Below are 16,108 nucleotides of genomic sequence, written 5' to 3'. Positions count from 1 at the left end.
CATCGTTACTGCTCGTTGCCTCAGTGGTCGTACGTCCGCAGGACAGCGGCCGAGTTGAAGCCGCCCGTACCCCGGGCGAGGACGAGGGCCGTGGACAGCCGTGCCTCGCGGGGAGCCTTGCGGACCAGGTCGATGCCGTACTCCTCCGGTACGTCGTCGGTGTTCGCGGTCGGCGGGATCACCCCGTCGCGCAGCGACAGCAGCGCGGCCACCACGTCCAGCGGTCCGCCCGCGGACTGCAGCCGCCCGGTCAGCGCCTTGGGCGCGGTCACCGGGACGCCGTGGGCGCCGAACACCTCGCGCAGGGCCTCGGCCTCGCCCCGGTCCAGCGCGGGCAGGCCCGCCGAGTCCGCGAAGACCACGTCCACTTCGGCCGGGGCGGCCCCGGCCTCGGCCAGTGCGAGCTCGACGGCGCGGCGCAGGGCCGGAGGCCTCGGCGAGCCGGGCGGCGGGTCGAAGGTGGAGGCCTGTCCGGCGAGTTCGCCGTACACGCGGGACACGCCGCGCCGGCGGGCCGCTTCCGCGTCCTCCAGGACCAGGATCGCGGCGCCCTCCCCGGGCACGTGCCCGCTCGCCGTCCGGGCGAACGGCCGGTACTCCCCGGAAGCGGCCACCCGGCCCCCCGACCACTGCGCGGCCCAGCCCCACGGGTCCAGCGCCGAGTCCGCGCCGCCGGTGACGACCAGCTTCGCCTCGCCGCGGCGCAGCGCCCTCCGGGCATGACCGAGCGCGTCCAGCCCGCCGGCCTGCTCGGCGACGAGCGCCTTGCCCGGGCCGCGCAGCTGGTGGCGGATGGAGATCTGGCCGGTGTTGACGGCGTAGAACCAGGCGAAGGACTCGTACACGCTGACGAACTGCGGCCCCTTGGACCACAGCTTCGCGAACTCGCGGTGGGTGAACTCGAAGCCGCCGAACGCGTTGGCGGTGATCACACCCATGTCGTAGTCGACGAGCGCCCCAGGGTCCACGCCGCCGTCGGCCAGGGCCAGCTCCGCAGCGGTCAACGCGAACCGGGTGGACCGGTCGGTCTGGGGCAGCAGCCGGTTCGGCAGGTGTGCCGCCGGGTCGAAGCCCCGCACCTCGCCGGCCCGCCCGGCCGGATATCCGGAAGCGTCGAACGCGGTGATGTCGGCGATGCCGCTGCGGCCCTCCAGGGTCGCGGACCAGAACTCCTCGGCGTCCGGTCCGTTGGGGGCGACGACACCCAGCCCCGTGAACACTGTGGTCGTCATGACACTCCTTCCGGCCGCCGCAGCAGCATCGCGCTCTGGAAACCGCCGAACCCGCTGCCCACGGTCAGCACGGTGTCCACGCGCTGCTCGCGGGCGGTCAGCGGCACGTAGTCGAGGTCGCACTCCGGGTCGGACCGGTAGAGGTTGGCGGTGGGCGGCACCACGTTGTGCTTCATGGCGAGCGCGCACGCCGCGATCTCCACGGAGCCGATGGCCCCCAGCGAGTGGCCCACCATGGACTTGATCGAGCTGATCGGGGTGCGGTAGGCGTGGTCGCCCAGAGCGCGTTTGAACGCGGCCGTCTCGTGCCGGTCGTTCTGCACCGTGCCCGAGCCGTGGGCGTTGACGTAGTCGATCGCGTCGGCGTTCAGCCGGGACTGGTCCAGCGCGACCCTGATGGCCTCGGCCATCTCCCGGCCGTCCGTCTTCAGACCGGTCATGTGGTAGGCGTTGAGGCGGGTGGCATACCCGCTGACCTCGGCGTAGACCGTCGCGCCGCGCGCCCGCGCCCGCTCCAGCTCCTCCAGGACGAAGACGGCCGCGCCCTCGGCCAGGACGAAGCCGTTGCGGGAGGCGTCGAAGGGGCGGGAGGCGTGTGCGGGGTCGTCGTTGCGGTTGGTGGTGGCCTTGATGGCGTCGAAGCTGGCCACCACGACCGGGGTCACCGGGGTGTCGGCCGCTCCGGCGAGCATGACGTCGGCGGTGCCGTCCGCGATCAGCTGGACGGCGTTGCCGACGGCGTCCAGCCCGGAGGTGCAGCCGTTGGACACCAGGGCCACCGGGCCCTCCGCACCCACCGTCCACGCGACCTCGGCGGGCAGTTTCCCCGGAGTCAGGTAGTCGTACATGTGCGGCGACAGGTAGCCGGGATCGACCTCCCACTGCCGTCCGGCGTCGGACAGCACCAGGTACTCGCGCTCCAGGCTGGTCGCGGCGGCGACGGCGCTGCCGAGGCTCACGCCGACCCGGGACGGGTCGAGCGCCCCGAAGTCGAGGCGGCTGTCCGACACCGCGTCGCGGGCGCAGACCACGGCGAACTGCGTCGCCCGGTCCATTCTGCGGACCTCCCGCGGGGTGAGCCCTTCGGCCCCCGCGTCGAAGTCGCACTCGCCCGCGAGCTGGGAGCGGAAAGGGGTGGGGTCGAAGAAGGTGATCCGGCGGGTCGCGGTACGACCCGCGGCCAGCAGGGACCAGAACTCCTCCGTGCCGCTTCCTCCCGGTGCGCGCACCCCCATACCGGTTATCACGACACGACGGGACATCGAATCGGTTTCCTTCTCGAAGAGGTGACTCGGTAGGACCGGGAGAAACCCGGCCGGGTCCCTTGGTAGGCGGAGGCGGTCAACCTCGGCTCAAGAGGCGCTCGATGTGCGCTCAGGACGGACGGGGGTCCAGTGGTTCTCTAGTGCCGCGGTGCACCGTCCGTGCGATGAAGATCCTCTTTATCACCGGGGGGAGTCCGGCGACCGTCTTCGCCCTCGCCCCGCTCGCCTCGGCGGCCCGTCTCGCCGGCCATGACGTCCTCGTCGCGTCCCCCGAGGACATGGCCCCGTACGTCACGGGCACCGGGCTGCCCGTCCTGCCCGTCACCGACGGGACCATGCGCCGGTTCATGTTCGAGGACCGCGCCGGGCGCGAACTGTCCATCCCCGGCGACCCGCAGGAGCGGATCCGCTTCAACGGGGAGGGGTTCGGACGGCTGGCCGCCGCCTGTCTGCCCCGGCTGCGCACCCTGGCCGCCGACTGGAGCCCGGACCTCGTGGTCGGCGGATCGCTCTGCTACGCGGCGGCGCTGCTCGCCCACGAGCTCCGCGTCCCGTGGGTGCGGCACACCTGGGACCTCGGCGAGCCGCCCGGGATGGATGCCGGGGCCGCCGCCGAGCTGTCCGCCGAACTCGGCGGGGCCGGGCTGGACGGACTGCCCGTGCCGCGGCTCTGGGTGGACATCTGCCCGCCGGGGCTGCGCGCCGCGGACCTGGCCGTCGGCCCCCGGCAGTCGATGCGGTTCGTCCCCGCCAACCTGCGCCGGCCGCTGGAGCCGTGGATGCTGCGCAGGCCGGACCGGCCCCGGGTGTGCGTCACCGCGGGCAGCCGGGTCGCCGGGCCGGATGGGGTGGCCGAACTGGTCGAACTCGCCCGGACGGTGGAGGGCCTCGACGGGGAGCTGGTCGTCGCCGCCCCGCAGGACGTGGCGGACGCGCTGACCGCCGCGGTGCCAGGGGTCCGGGCCGGCTGGTTCGCCCTGGACACCCTGCTGGCCACGTGCGACCTCATCGTCCACCACGGCGGCGGACAGACCGCCATGACCGCCCTGCACGCGGGCGTGCCGCAGCTGCTGGTGCCCACGATCCCGAAGATGCTGGAGCCGTGCCGCCGCATCGAGGCGCGTGGCGCGGCCGTGGTGCTGGCCGACGGCGAGCAGTCCGGCGCCCGGATCGCCGGCGCGGCGGCCGCCCTGCTGGCGGGCTCCGGCCCCCGCGAGCGGGCTGCGGAGATCGGCGCGGAGATCGCCGCGCAGCCGGCTCCGGCCCGGGTGGTCTCCGTACTGGAGTCGCTGCGGGCATGACCCGCCCCGCGCGCACGACGACGGCCCCGCCCGGACCGGGCGGGGCCGTCGTGTGCTCTCCCGTGCTGCGGCGCCCGTGTCAGGGCCGGGACGCCGCCCCGGCCTCGCGGGCCACGGCGCCGACCGTCCGGTCCAGGGCCTCGTACAGCGCGGTGCGTGCCCGCCAGCCCGTGGCGGCCGTGAAGGCCGAAGGGTCGACCTCCAGGCTGCGGAAGTCGGTCGGGTCCGCGTGCGGGGGCGGCTCCACCGACACCACCGGCACCGGCTCGGCCCCCGTGTGGCGCGACACGGCGCCCGCCACCGCCCCGAACATCTCGCCGAGCGGCCGCGCCCGGCCGGTACCGATCAGGAAGTGGCGGCCGGACAGCGACTCCGCGTGCACCAGGGCCGCCGTGAACGCCCGGGCGGCGTCCTCCACGTACAACAGGTCGCGGCGGACCGTGCCGTCGTGCCACATCGTCAGCGGCTCCCCGGCCAGTGCCCGCCGGATCATGGTGGACACCACCCCGCGGTCGTCGGCCGTCGGGGAGCCCGGGCCGAAGACGGGCGGCAGCCTGAGACTGACGGCCCGGGCCAGGCCGCGGGCCGCGGCCTGCTTCAGCAGGGACTCGGCGGCGTGCTTCTGCCGGTCGTACACCCCCTCGGGGCGGTCCGGTTCGGAGCCGTCGATGCGCTCGGCGTTGACCCGCCCCACCTGGGTGTTGCTGGCCGGGAACACGACCGCGGGCGGGCCCCCGGGGCCGGGGGGCCGTTCGGCGAGCAGCGCCACCAGGTCCCGGACCAGGCCGACGTTGACCCGCTCCGCCTCCTTGTCGTCCTCGGACAGCCGCCACCCCGACGCTCCGCGGATCCGGGCCGTGAAGGGCAGTACGGCGTCGGCGCCGGCCACTGCCCGGGCCAGGACGTCCCGCTCGGTGAGGTCGCCGGTCAGCACCTCCACCCGCCCGGCGAGCCGCTCCGGGAGCACGACCGGCCGCCGGGAGACCGCGCGCACCCGCACGGTGCGGTCGGCGGCCAGCTCCCGGACCACGGCCGAGCCGAGGAAGCCGGACGCCCCGAGCACCACGACCTGCCGCGGCGCGCTCACCGCCCGCCTCCACCGCGGGCGCCGCCGCCGGCCGGCACGCAGTCGGCGTACGACGGCAGCAGCCCGGCCTCGCGGGCAGCGGCCAGGGTCGGCGCCGCCCGGTCGCGCTCGGACAGCACCGGATCGTGCCCGCCGGGCAGCTCCAGGCCCAGCGCGGGGTCCAGCGGGTGCACGGCCCGCTCCTTGTCCGCCCGGTAGGCCGCCGACAGCAGGTACACCATCACGGTGTCCTCCTCCAGCGCGGCGAACAGGTGCCCCACACCCAGCGGCAGGTAGAGCGCGGTGCCCGCCTCCGGGGAGAGCTCCACCCGCTCGCTGCGCCCGAAGGTGGGCGAACCGAGCCGGAGGTCGACCACCACGTCCAGGGCACGGCCGCCGGTGCATAGCACGTACTTGGCCATGGACCCGGGCGTGGCCGTGTAGTGCACCCCGCGCACCACCCCGCGCCGCGACCGGCTGGTGCTGACCTGGGCGACGGGGAAGAGCGGGCCGCCCAGTGCGGCTCCGAAGGCGGCCTCCTGGTGCGGCGAGCGGAACGAGCCGCGCTCGTCGTGGAAGACCTCGGGTTCGAAGGCGTACGCACCCTCGACCGCCAGCTCGCGGACCTTCACGCGGCACCGCCGAGGCGGGTGGCGACGAACAGCCCCGGGCCGTAGAGCTCGTGCCGCACGTACGTGGGCTCCAGCCCGGCCCGCAGGAACGCGTCCCGGTACTCCGTGCGCTCGAACAGGCTCATGACGTGCGTGTCGGTGAAGTGCTCGATGCCGGTGCGGGGGTCCGCGACGGTGTAGTGCACCTCCATCCGGCTGGTCCGTCCGGCGCGGACGGTGTGGGAGACCCGGGAGATGGTCCGCTCCCCGGAGCGGACCACGTCGGCGCCGACCCAGCCGGGCAGGAAGCTCTCCGGGCACCACCAGGGTTCGACGACGAGGACGCCGCCGGGCTCGAGGTGCCCGGCCAGGTTCGCGACGGCCGCGTCCAGGTCGGCGGCGGTCTCCAGGTACCCGACCGAACTGAACATGCAGGTGACGGCGGAGAAGGTGCGGCCGAGTCGGAAGTCGCGCATGTCGCCCTCCGTCAGCGCGGTCCCGGGGTTGTTGCGGGCGGCGACGGCGAGCATCTCGGCGGACAGGTCCACCCCGGCGACGTGGCCGAAGAAGCCGGTGTGCTCGGCCAGGTGGGAGCCGGTGCCGCAGGCGACGTCCAGAAGCGAACCGTCGGCCGGGGACACCGAGGCGCGCTGCTCGACGAGTTCGCGCACCACGGCCGCCTCGGCCCGGTAGTCCTTGCCGCGGCCGTGGTAGAAGTCGTGGTAGACGTCGGCGCGGCGGTAGATGAGCGTGTCCGTGCTGGTAAGCATGGTGTGGGCCTTTCGATCGGGCGGTTGGGGCGGCGGCAAGATCCGAAAGAGTCGGCCTAGAGCGTCCGCAGGACCTCGTGGAGCGCCTCGATGACCTTGTCCTGCACGGCCTCGGGCAGCGACGGGTACATGGGCAGCGAGAAGATCTCCCCGGCCAGCCGCTCGGTGACCGGCAGCGAGCCGGCCTCCACACCGAGGTGGGCGAAGCCGCGCATGGTGTGGACCGGCCACGGATAGCTGATGTTGAGGGAGATGTCGTAGCGCTCCTTGAGGGCGCTGATGATCTCGTCGCGGCGCGGGTGGCGCACCACGTACACGTAGTACACGTGCTCGTTGCCCGCGGCCGTGGCCGGCAGGGTCAGCCCGCCCGGCCCGCACAGCCCGGCGAGCCCCTCGGCGTAGCGGCGCGCCACCCGGCGCCGGCCTGCCACGTAGGCGTCGAGCCGGGTCAGCTTGCGGCGCAGGATCTCGGCCTGGACCTCGTCGAGCCGGCTGTTGTGGCCGGGCGTCCGCTCGACGTAGTACACCTCCTCCATGCCGTAGTACCGCAGCCGGCGCAGCGCGCGGTCGGTGTCGGCGGAGCCGGTCAGGACGGCCCCGCCGTCGCCGTACGCCCCCAGCACCTTGGTCGGGTAGAAGGAGAACGCCGCGGCGTCGCCCATGGTCCCGGCCGGCGCCCCGTGGTGCCGGGCGCCGTGGGCCTGCGCGCAGTCCTCCACGATCGCCAGTCCGTGCTCGTCGGCCAGGCGCCGGAGCGGATCCATGTCCACGCACTGTCCGTACAGGTGCACCGGCAGCAGCGCCTTGGTGCGCGGGGTGATCGCGGCGGCCACCTGGTCGGTGTCCATCAGGTGGTCCTCGGCGCGGACGTCGACGAAGACCGGGACGGCGCCCGCCGCGTCGATGGCGACGACGGTCGGGGCGGCGGTGTTCGAGACGGTGACGACCTCGTCTCCGCGGCCCACGCCGAGGGCCTCCAGCGCCAGCTGGACCGCGTTGGTGCCGTTGTCGACGCCGACGCAGTACGGCAGGCCGTGGCGGGCGGCGAACTCGGCCTCGAACCCGCGCACGCTCTCGCCCAGCACCAGCCGGCCGCTGGCGAAGACCTGCTGTACGGCGTCGAGGATGTCCTCCCGCTCCGCCTCGTACTCCGGAAGGTAGTCCCAGACATGGGTGGTCACTCGTCGTCCTCCTTGTAGAAGCCCGCGAACGTCAGCAGGCTCCGGGCCTCGACGTTCAGGTGGTTGCCGTAGCGCACGAAGTCGGTGAGCTGGCGCAGGGTGATCCAGGCGTAGTCGTCGGGCACCTGCAGCGGGAAGCCGTCCGCGACCTCGACCAGCAGGTAGCGGTTCTGCGCGTGGTAGAAGCGGCCGCCCTCCTCCGAATGGACCCGGTCGAAGCGGATCCGCTCCGGTGGAGCCTCCAGCACCTCCGAGAGGAACCGCGGCCGGCGCTCCTCGGGCAGGCCGCGGTAACTGTCGGGCTGGCACTGCACGGTCGGGGCCATCTCCACGCCGTCGAAGCCGCCCGTCTCGGTCCGGGCCTGCATCAGGACGTGCAGCACGCCCCCGATACGGCGGACGAGGAAGGCGATGACGCCCTGGCTGCGCGGTTCGAACATGGGCTGGTGCCAGCGCGCCACCTCCCGGCTGTCGGTTTCGACGGACACCCCGATGACGGCGAAGTGCTGGTCCCGGTCGTGGACCAGGGCACCGTCGCGCCGGCTCCACCCCTCGACCTTGGTGAGCGGGATCAGCTGCCGGGTCAGCGTGCAGCGGTTCTTGGCCTCGGTGAACCAGCTCAGCAGGTGGGTGGTGTCGTGCAGGGCCACGTTGCCGGGGGCCCAGGAGCGGGCCAGCGCGCCCCGGAAGGTGTCCGCGACCAGGTCGGCGTCGCGGTCCCGCCACGAGGCGGCACCGGCCAGGACCGTACGGGTGTCCATGTTGACCAGGTTCGGCTCGCGCAGCAGCAGGGCGATCTGCTCGAAGTCCAGCCAGCAGAAGTCCTCCAGCACGGGGACGTCCCCGTCGACCTGCACGATCATGTTGCGGTTGCGCTTGGCCAGGAACCAGGACGCCTGCTCCGACTGCAGGACGTCCGACAGGACCCGTCCCGAGCGCGGCGCCGTGAAGTACTCCAGGTAGGGGACCGACCTGCCGCCGTGCGCACCGGTGAAGTTGGACCGGGTCGCCTGCACGGTCGGCGAGAGCTGGAGGCCGTTGACGTTGCCGGGCTCCATCTTGACCTGGAGCAGGAAGTGCGGGACGCCCGCGAACTCCTTGACCAGGATGCCCAGGACGCCCTGCTCCGGCTGGACGATGATCGGCTGCTGCCAGGCACCCACCTCCCGGCCGGAGTCCGCCACGTCCAGCCCCTCGACGGTGAAGAACCGCCCGGTGCGGTGCACGAGGTTGCCGGAGTCGGGGTCGGTACGCCAGCCGTCGAGGGCGTCGAGCGGGATCCGATCCACCCGGTAGCCGTGGGCACGGCGCCGCCCCGCGTACCAGTCCTGGAATTCAGCTATGCCGGAGAACACGCGGCCACCTTCCGTGCGGAAAATTCCATCCCATTCCCCCAGAGAAATGCCTGCTTTCCGAGGAGAACAGCCTTTGAGTGGAATCGCATGGCGCCGATCCTGCCAGACGATTTCCCTTCCGGTCACCCTGCCGGGGCTTCTGTATTCCCTTGCGAGCGGGACATGACCGGTATTCGAGCGGGGCCCGAGCGGCGGTCGGATCATCACAGGTCGGAGCCGACCGAAAGCCGCCCCGGGGGCCACCCGGGCGAAGCGGCCGAACCTCCCTCGCGAAGGACGGAAGACTGTGCAGCAATATCCCCAGGCAGGGCTGGCCGAGGACGCGTTCGCCGACGTCGCGCGCGCCTTCGAGGAGAACTTCGCCGCGGGCGAGGAGGTGGGCGCGGCCGTCTGCGTCTACCACCGGGGCCGTCCGGTGGTGGACCTGTGGGCCGGCTGGTCCGACCCCGACCGCGCCGACCCCTGGCGGGCCGCCACGGTGGGCGTCCTCGCCTCCCCGACCAAGGCGCTGGTCACCGCGGCCTTCCTGCACCTGTGGCAGGAACAGGGCCTCGACCTCGACGAACCGGTCGCCGCGCACTGGCCGGAGTTCGCCGCCAACGGCAAGGGGGCCATCACCCCCCGCATGATCCTCTCCCACCGCTCCGGGGTGGTCTGCCTCGACCACGCCCCGCTCTCGCTGGCGGCCCTGCGCGCCCACACTCCGGTCGCCGAGGCACTGGCAGCGGCCCGCCCCGAGTGGGAGCCGGACACCGCGCACGGCTACCACGCCACCACCTACGGGCACCTGCTGAGCGAACTCGTGCGCCGCCGCACCGGCCTGACCGTGGGCCGCTACTTCGCCCGCCACCTGGCAGGACCCCTGGGCCTCGACGCGTACATCGGGCTGCCCGCCGGCTCGGGCGCCCACCTCGCCACCATGCTGGAGTCCAAGGCGGAGGCCCTGATGGCCGGCGCCGACCCCGGCGAGGTCGTCGAGCTGCGCGAACCCACCACGCTCACCTACCGGGCGACCATCGGCAGCATGTCCCAGGATCCGGCCGACCCGGCCGTCGAGGACCCCTCGTACGGCGGCCTCGCCAGCGCCCACGCCCTGGCCCGGCTCTTCGCCGCGCTGGTCGGCGAGGTCGACGGCATCCGCCTCATCGGCCCCGGCCTCACCGCCGAACTGGCCCGCCCGCACTCCAGCGGCACCTGCGAGGTCATGCTGACCCCGCTCACCTGGGGGCTGGGGGTGCAGCTGGCGGACAGCGCCGTATTCCCCGCCGACGCCGGACTGAAGAATTCCTTCGGGCTGAGCGGGGCGAACGGCGTCTTCACTTTCGCCGACCCCGAGCGCGAGCTGGCATTCGGATACGTCCCGAATATGGGCTCCGCGGTGATGGGAAGCATGGACGGCAGGATCCGCAGGCTTGTCGAGGCCGTATTCCGCAGCGTCGACCGAATTCTGTGAACCACCGCACCGTCCGAATCTGAAGGAGTCCTCATGCGGATCCTGTTCCCGGCCGCACCGGGATACGGGCTGATGCTGCCCCTCGTACCGCTCGTCTGGGCGGCACGCGCGGCGGGCCACGAAATCCTGATCGCCACCACCGCCCACATGGCCAAGGCGGCCGCCTGGGCCGGGGCGCCGGTGGTCGACGTGTTCCCCCTCCGCGACGTCGGCGAGGACCTCGTCGCCGGCCCCGACGCACCCGGCTGCGAGGACGGTCCCGGCCTGCCCGAGGGGTACTGGGAACTCGCCCGCGCCATGCGCCCGTTCGAGCTGTTCACCCTCGCGATGACCCGGGGCACGGTCGACGCCGGCCGCGACTTCGGCGCGGACCTCGTCGTCTACTGCTCCGACCACCAGGCCGGCAAACTGGCCGCCGTCGCCCTCGGCGTGCCCGCACTGGAAGTCGGCAACCGGGTCTCCTGGTCGATGCGCGACCCGGGCGTGCGCGAGGCCGCCCGAACCAATGCCCGCTTCGGTGTCGTCCCCGACGACAACCCCGTCGTACTGCGGCTGCGCGAGGAACTCGGCCTCGGCGAACGCGAACCGGACCTCCTCGGCCGGATCGACCCGCGCGCCCCCAGCCTGGGCGGCCTGGAGCACGAGGAGGCCGACCCGTACGACGGCGTGCCGTGGCTGCCGATGCGCTACGTGCCGTACAACGGCGGCGCCGTCCTGCCCGACTGGGCGCTGCGCAAGGCCGCCAGGCCCCGCATCTGCCTCACCCTCGGTACCGTCGCGCCCCTGCTGCCGGGCGGCACCGACGCCCTGCGGCTGCTGATCGACGCCCTCGCCGCCCTGGACGCGGAAGTGGTCCTCGCCGACGACGAGACCGACCTGAGCACGCTGGGCCCACTGCCCGCCAACCTCGTCCCGGCCGGCTTCGTACCGCTCTCCGGGATCCTGCGCGACTGCGCGCTCGTGGTCCACCACGGAGGATCGGGCACCACCGCGGCCGCCCTGCACTACGGGGTACCGCAACTGCTGGTCCCCAGCGGCGCGGACAACGAGCTGTGCGCCCGCCGGGTGACGGACCGCGGGGTGGGCCTGGCCGTGGCACCGGCGACGGCGGACGCCGCCCGCATCGCCGCGGCCGCCGCGCGGCTCCTCACGGAGGAGTCCTTCCGGCACGCGGCCGGACAGGTGCGCCACGAGATGGCCGGACAGCCGTCCCCCGCCGAGCTGATCGACCGCATCACCGCAGGAGTGGCTGCCTGAGCCGTCCTCGTGCGCCCGCCGGGGATGACGGGACAGCCCTGAGGGGGTGTCTCGCCGATCAGGCCGGGTTTGCGCCGCATGGCACGGAGCCCGGGCCCCGGTCCCGGCGGTCCGGGCTCCGGTACACGCGCGAACGCCCGCGGGCGGGGCACCTCCTCAGGTGCCCCGCCCGCGTTTTCCGTTGCCGCGCGAGGGCGCCGGCCGTGGCGTCAGCCGCGCACACCGGACCGGTCGAGCGCGGCCATCGCCCGCTCCAGGACCGCGATCCGCTCCTGCGTGCTGCCGGCCATCGAGGAGATCATGATGCCGAGCGTGGTGACGCCCGCTTCCGCGTACTGCCGCATCCGCTCCGCCACCCGGTCCACCGGCCCGGTCAGCGCGGTCAGCTCCACGAACCCGGCCGGCACCGCCGCCGCGGCCCCCGCCCGGTCGCCCTCGCCCGCCAGCCGGCCCACCTCGGCGGCCCCCGCCCCGAAGCCGAGCCGCGTGGCGAGCGCGATGTAGAAGTTCCGCTCCGGCGCCCCGATGCCCATCAGGTAGGCGTAGTGGGCCCGCAGCAGGTCGACGCAGCCGTCGGTGTCCTCGCCGATCGCGGTCGCCAGGCAGGGCATCACGTCGAAGCCCTCCATCGGCTTCCCGGCCCGCGCCCGGCCCGCCTCGATGTGCGCGACCGACTCGGCGACCTGCTCGGGAGCGGCGAACACCCCGATCCAGCCGTCGGCGATCTCGCCGGCCAGCGCCAGGTTCCCCGGACCGACCGCCCCCAGGTACACCGGTACGGGCGTACCCGCCGGCTCGGTGATCACGTGCAGCGGGGCCGCACCGGAGCCGGAGGGGGGCAGCCGGTAGTGCCGGCCCTCGTAGCGGACCGGCTCGCCCGTCAGGGCCCGCCGTACGATCTCCACGTACTCCCGGGTCCGGACCAGGGGTTCCGCGAAGGGGACCCCGTACCAGCCCTCGGAGACATCGGGGTTGGACACTCCCAGCCCCAGCCGGAACCGGCCGCCCGAGAGCGACTGCAGGGTCGCGGCGGTCAGCGCGGCCAGCGCCGGGCTGCGGGCGGGGATCTGCATCACGGCGGAGCCGAGCGCGATCCGCTCGGTCCGCCCCGCGACGAGCCCGAGCACGCTGGCGGCGTCCGAGCGGTAGCCCTCGGGGGCCAGCGCCACGTCGTAGCCGAGCCGTTCGGCCGCCACGGCCAGCTCCGCGGCGCCCTGGTAACTCAGGTTCACGCCAAGCTTCACGGTCTGTCGTCCTCTCAGATCAGCAGGTGGGCGCCGCCGTCGGCGAGCACCACCTCGCCGGTGGTGTAGGCGGCCCGGTACAGGCCCACCACCAGCTCGGCGATGTCCTCCGGGGTGCCGGTGCGGCGCAGCGGCACGGCCTCGCGCACCCGCTCGCGGATCTCGGTGAAGGTCTCCGTCCACGGGGTGTCGACGAGCCCGGGAGCGATGGCGTTGACCCGCACCTCGGGGCCGACGGCGGCCGCCAGCAGCCGGGTCATGTGGTTGACGGCGGCCTTGCTGACCGCGTAGGGGATGGAACTGCCGGCCGGCCGGACCCCGGCGACGGAGGAGATGTTGACGACGTGGCCGGCGCCCGAGGCGCGCAGCAGCGGCATCGCGGCCACCGTCGTCTGCCAGGTGCCGACGACGTTGACACCGAGGATGGTGCGCCACACCTCCCCGGTGGCCGCCTCGAGATCCTGGTGGGGGATGCCCCGGGTGACACCGGCGTTGTTGACGAGCACGTCGAGGGCCCCGTACTCCCCGGCCACCTCGTTCAGCAACCGCCGTACCTGCTCCTCGTCGGAGATGTCCGCCTGGACGAACCGTGCGTCGGGCAGGGACTCGGCGAGCCGGCGGCCCGCGTCGGCGCTCCTGGCCGCGTTGACCACCACCGCCATCCCCTCGTCGGAGAGTCTGCGGGCGACGGCGGCGCCGATCCCGGACGAGGATCCGGTCACCAGGGCGACGGGCTTGCGGGACATGGCGGGGGGTTCTCCCTTCGGAGGGGGGCCGGTGGGCGCGGAGCGGCTGCTCAACGGGCCGCGGGCCGGGCGGGCCGGGTGTCCGGGACGTGCTGGTCGTGCTGGACGTGCTGGTCGTGCTCGACGCGGCGGGAGCGGTTGCGCACCGACCCGTCCGTGATCTCCAGTACGTCGCGGACCAGGCAACTGGGGCCGACCTGCGGTTCCTTGACTCCGGGCCGGACGGTGAGCACCAGCGCGTAGAACACGGCGTCGAAGTCGCCGTCCTCGCGCGGGCTGAGGTCGATCATGTTGAACCAGTGCCGGCGCTGTACCGGGTCGTCGGCGAACCGCTCGTGGAAGGCGTGCAGTTCGGCGACGATGCCGGCCGGGGTGCGGGCCGGGGTGACCCCGGGGGTGTGCTGGAACTCGCCGTCCTCCGTGAAGGTGCCGGCGTACTCCTCGAACCTCCCGCCGTCGAGAAACTGGACCTGGCGGGCGTAGTGCTGCCCCACCGCGGCGTAGAGGTCGGCGAAGCGGCTGGCGGCGGACGTCATCGGGTACTCCAGACGGCTCGGGTATGACGGAGCGGGCGCCCGGGCACAGGTGCTGTGCGCCGGGCGCCCGCGAGCGTCGCCGATCCTGCGAGCCGTTCCTCAAGGCCCGCTTGAAACGCCGTCAAGCCGCGTACGGCGACCGCGACCGCGGTCGTCGGGTCGCGTCAGGCGTGGCAGACGGGCGGAGCCCCCCGGTAGGCGGCCATCTCCTCGAACATGGTGTCCATTTCGGTGATGACGGCCGACATGTCCAGTGCCCCGCCGTGGGCCCGGCCCCGTTCCTCGGCGAACGCCCGGTACAGATTGGGCACGATCCGCTCCGGATCGAGCAGGCCGGCGAAGGGCCCGAGGTCGGCCTCCCGGGCCACCTCCGGCGCCGTCAGCCCCGCGGACACGCCCTGGCGGGCCAGTTCCTGCAGCCACCGCAGGTAGGCCTCCGTGGTGTCGAGCACCTCGATGCCGCCGACGACGCCGTGCCCGGCCACCACCACCGCGGGGGCGAGCGCCCGCATCCGCGCGACGGCCCGCAGCGAACCGGCCACCGAGCCCATCGGCAGGAACGGCGTCACCCCCGACATCACCACGTCCCCAGTGAACAGCACCCTCCGCTCGGGAACCCACACGGCGGTGTCGTTCGTGCTGTGGGCCACTTCCAGGTGGATCAATCGGGCCGTCACCGCTCCCACATGCAGGGTGAGTTCGTCCCGATAGGTGACCTCGGGGAGCACCACCTGAAGTGCCCCCCACTCCACCTGGGGCCACAGTCCGGTCAGGTGCAGGCCGGCCGCGGCCATCTCCCGACGCGTCTCGTGGTGCGCGTGCACGACTGCCTCCGGGAACACGAAGTTGCCGAAGGTGTGGTCACCGTGCGAGTGGGTGTTGACCACGGCGTACGGGATCGGCCGCCCCTGCGCCACGACCGCCGCCCGCAGGCTGCGGGCGCGCGCCTCGGTGGCCGCGGTGTCGACCAGGACGGCCCGGCCCTCGGAGACGATCAGCCCGGCGTTGTTCACGCACCAGCTGCCGTCCGGCTGGACGTAGGCGAACACCCCGTCGGCGACCTCGCCCAGCACCCCTGCCCTGTCCGCGCTCACGTCAGGACGTAATCGCGCAGCGACAGGTCAGTGGCGTTCGACAGCAGCTCCTGGTGGAGGCTCTGGAGGCGGCCGGACGGCTCGACGCCGAGCTCGTTGATCAAGGCCTTCCTCAGGTCGCGGAAGACCTCGAGGGCGCGCCAGCCCGACCCCGACCGCTGGTGGGCGATCATCAGACAGGCAGCCAGCTTCTCGTGCAGCGGATGTTGTTCCACCAGCTTGCGCAGTTCCGGAACGAGACTTGCGCTCTTACCGAGCCAAAGATCGGCGAGAATTCGCTGTTCCAGAACACGCATTCTTACTTCGTTGAGGCCCATGAGTTCCATGGCAAGCACGCGGCCCACGGGTACGTCCATCAATGCCGGACCGCGCCACAATTCCAACGCCTGGTGGAGGTATTTCGAGGCGGCCTCGGCGTCTCCGCGCTCCAGCGCGTTGTCTCCGGATCCGGCCAGTGACTCAAATTCGATCAGGTCGAACGACTTCGGCTTGACGGAGAGCTGGTAGCCGTTGAACCGGGTGGCCAGCAGATCCTTCGGGGTGCGCTCGGAGCCCTCGGGCAGGGCTTCCACGATGAGTCTGCGCAGGTGGAGGACGTAGGTTTGCAGGGTGGTCATCCCGCTGCGGGGGATGTCCTCACCCCACACCTCCTCCATCAGGGTCGGCACCTGTACGACCCGGCCGCAGCGCAGGGCGAGGAGCGCGAGCAGTTGCCGCGGTTTTCCCGCGGTCGGCACGATGGACTGTCCGTTGAATTCGACGCTCAATGATCCAAGAACGCTGATTTCCGCGAACGGTAGCGACTCGGACGGTCGAGAGGAATCTTCTGACATTCTGTAAAACCCCCGATGGCAAGATCGGGCCATGCGTGGGGAGCCGGCCCGACGTCTCGCCAGGCTACGACTTCGACAACCCAAGATCAAGTAAAGTGTGAGCGGTCGGAGAGGTTCCGGATCGGTCTTTGACCACGCCGGATTCACATCTTCCGCGCCGTCGT

15 protein-coding genes are annotated in these 16,108 nt (G+C 72.9%); 3 read left to right on the top strand and 12 right to left on the bottom strand.

Going from position 1 to position 16,108, the window contains the following annotated elements; translation table 11 throughout:
* Positions 1 to 20: 20 nt before the first annotated feature.
* Both AB0F82_RS23510 and AB0F82_RS23505 read right to left on the bottom strand, forming a co-directional pair.
* Positions 21 to 1,232 carry a ketosynthase chain-length factor gene (locus AB0F82_RS23510; RefSeq protein ID WP_362631015.1) on the bottom strand — a complete coding sequence of 404 codons (1,212 nt, stop codon included), beginning with the start codon at positions 1,230 to 1,232 and terminating at the stop codon, positions 21 to 23.
* Positions 1,229 to 2,494: a beta-ketoacyl-[acyl-carrier-protein] synthase family protein gene (locus tag AB0F82_RS23505; protein ID WP_356810445.1), complete on the bottom strand. Its 1,266-nt coding sequence runs from the start codon at positions 2,492 to 2,494 to the stop codon at positions 1,229 to 1,231. Before AB0F82_RS23505 ends, AB0F82_RS23510 begins: the two co-directional genes overlap by 4 nt.
* A gap of 167 nt (positions 2,495 to 2,661) precedes the next feature.
* On the opposite strand from AB0F82_RS23505, the gene AB0F82_RS23500 reads away from it, so the two are divergent.
* Positions 2,662 to 3,798 (top strand): glycosyltransferase, encoded by a 1,137-nt coding sequence (locus tag AB0F82_RS23500; RefSeq protein ID WP_362631013.1) that lies wholly within the window; start codon positions 2,662 to 2,664, stop codon positions 3,796 to 3,798.
* A gap of 79 nt (positions 3,799 to 3,877) precedes the next feature.
* On the opposite strand, the gene AB0F82_RS23495 is transcribed toward AB0F82_RS23500, so the two are convergent.
* Genes AB0F82_RS23495 through AB0F82_RS23475 form a run of 5 tightly spaced genes read right to left on the bottom strand, consistent with a single transcriptional unit; the run spans position 3,878 to position 8,781 of the window.
* Entirely contained in the window at positions 3,878 to 4,885 is a 1,008-nt protein-coding gene (locus AB0F82_RS23495) for an NAD-dependent epimerase/dehydratase family protein (protein WP_362631011.1), read from the bottom strand.
* Complete coding sequence (locus AB0F82_RS23490; RefSeq protein WP_362631009.1) at positions 4,882 to 5,496, bottom strand: dTDP-4-dehydrorhamnose 3,5-epimerase family protein; 615 nt, start codon at positions 5,494 to 5,496, stop codon at positions 4,882 to 4,884. The genes AB0F82_RS23495 and AB0F82_RS23490 overlap by 4 nt, the downstream gene beginning before the upstream one ends.
* The gene (locus tag AB0F82_RS23485; RefSeq protein WP_362631007.1) at positions 5,493 to 6,245 is read right to left on the bottom strand and encodes a class I SAM-dependent DNA methyltransferase; all 753 of its coding nucleotides are present in this window, start codon (positions 6,243 to 6,245) and stop codon (positions 5,493 to 5,495) included. Before AB0F82_RS23485 ends, AB0F82_RS23490 begins: the two co-directional genes overlap by 4 nt.
* A 56-nt stretch (positions 6,246 to 6,301) precedes the next feature.
* Positions 6,302 to 7,426, bottom strand: a complete 1,125-nt coding sequence (locus AB0F82_RS23480) for a DegT/DnrJ/EryC1/StrS family aminotransferase (RefSeq protein ID WP_362631004.1) — start codon at positions 7,424 to 7,426, stop codon at positions 6,302 to 6,304.
* Positions 7,423 to 8,781 (bottom strand): NDP-hexose 2,3-dehydratase family protein, encoded by a 1,359-nt coding sequence (locus AB0F82_RS23475; RefSeq protein WP_356810439.1) that lies wholly within the window; start codon positions 8,779 to 8,781, stop codon positions 7,423 to 7,425. The genes AB0F82_RS23480 and AB0F82_RS23475 overlap by 4 nt, the downstream gene beginning before the upstream one ends.
* Positions 8,782 to 9,067: 286 nt before the next feature.
* On the opposite strand from AB0F82_RS23475, the gene AB0F82_RS23470 reads away from it, so the two are divergent.
* Both AB0F82_RS23470 and AB0F82_RS23465 read left to right on the top strand, forming a co-directional pair.
* Entirely contained in the window at positions 9,068 to 10,234 is a 1,167-nt protein-coding gene (locus tag AB0F82_RS23470) for a serine hydrolase domain-containing protein (protein WP_362631002.1), read from the top strand.
* 33 nt (positions 10,235 to 10,267) lie between these two features.
* Positions 10,268 to 11,491 (top strand): nucleotide disphospho-sugar-binding domain-containing protein, encoded by a 1,224-nt coding sequence (locus AB0F82_RS23465; protein ID WP_356810437.1) that lies wholly within the window; start codon positions 10,268 to 10,270, stop codon positions 11,489 to 11,491.
* Positions 11,492 to 11,700: 209 nt separating this feature from the next.
* Here the strand turns inward: AB0F82_RS23465 and AB0F82_RS23460 are convergent, their stop codons facing one another.
* From AB0F82_RS23460 to AB0F82_RS23440, 5 genes are all read right to left on the bottom strand, one after another.
* Positions 11,701 to 12,735 carry an LLM class flavin-dependent oxidoreductase gene (locus AB0F82_RS23460; protein ID WP_362630999.1) on the bottom strand — a complete coding sequence of 345 codons (1,035 nt, stop codon included), beginning with the start codon at positions 12,733 to 12,735 and terminating at the stop codon, positions 11,701 to 11,703.
* 14 nt (positions 12,736 to 12,749) lie between these two features.
* Entirely contained in the window at positions 12,750 to 13,481 is a 732-nt protein-coding gene (locus tag AB0F82_RS23455) for an SDR family NAD(P)-dependent oxidoreductase (RefSeq protein WP_362630997.1), read from the bottom strand.
* Between the two features lie 50 nt (positions 13,482 to 13,531).
* Positions 13,532 to 14,017: a nuclear transport factor 2 family protein gene (locus AB0F82_RS23450; protein ID WP_362630995.1), complete on the bottom strand. Its 486-nt coding sequence runs from the start codon at positions 14,015 to 14,017 to the stop codon at positions 13,532 to 13,534.
* 164 nt (positions 14,018 to 14,181) lie between these two features.
* Complete coding sequence (locus AB0F82_RS23445; RefSeq protein ID WP_362630993.1) at positions 14,182 to 15,111, bottom strand: MBL fold metallo-hydrolase; 930 nt, start codon at positions 15,109 to 15,111, stop codon at positions 14,182 to 14,184.
* Positions 15,108 to 15,878, bottom strand: coding sequence for an AfsR/SARP family transcriptional regulator (locus AB0F82_RS23440; RefSeq protein WP_356810432.1), 771 nt, complete (start codon positions 15,876 to 15,878; stop codon positions 15,108 to 15,110). The genes AB0F82_RS23445 and AB0F82_RS23440 overlap by 4 nt, the downstream gene beginning before the upstream one ends.
* Between the last annotated feature and the right edge of the window lie 230 nt (positions 15,879 to 16,108).

Origin of the sequence: Streptomyces virginiae (assembly GCF_040638905.1) — a bacterium.
Lineage (GTDB): Bacteria > Actinomycetota > Actinomycetes > Streptomycetales > Streptomycetaceae > Streptomyces > Streptomyces virginiae_B.
This window is presented reverse-complemented; position numbering and strand designations above follow the sequence as displayed.

Excerpts from the sequence above, each read along its gene's own strand:
- AB0F82_RS23510 (WP_362631015.1), bottom strand. The coding sequence starts at position 1,232 with ATGACGACCACAGTGTTCACGGGGCTGGGTGTCGTCGCCCCCAACGGA.
- AB0F82_RS23500 (WP_362631013.1), top strand. The coding sequence starts at position 2,662 with ATGAAGATCCTCTTTATCACCGGGGGGAGTCCGGCGACCGTCTTCGCC.
- AB0F82_RS23505 (WP_356810445.1), bottom strand. The coding sequence starts at position 2,494 with ATGTCCCGTCGTGTCGTGATAACCGGTATGGGGGTGCGCGCACCGGGA.
- AB0F82_RS23465 (WP_356810437.1), top strand. The coding sequence starts at position 10,268 with ATGCGGATCCTGTTCCCGGCCGCACCGGGATACGGGCTGATGCTGCCC.
- AB0F82_RS23455 (WP_362630997.1), bottom strand. The coding sequence starts at position 13,481 with ATGTCCCGCAAGCCCGTCGCCCTGGTGACCGGATCCTCGTCCGGGATC.
- AB0F82_RS23485 (WP_362631007.1), bottom strand. The coding sequence starts at position 6,245 with ATGCTTACCAGCACGGACACGCTCATCTACCGCCGCGCCGACGTCTAC.
- AB0F82_RS23450 (WP_362630995.1), bottom strand. The coding sequence starts at position 14,017 with ATGACGTCCGCCGCCAGCCGCTTCGCCGACCTCTACGCCGCGGTGGGG.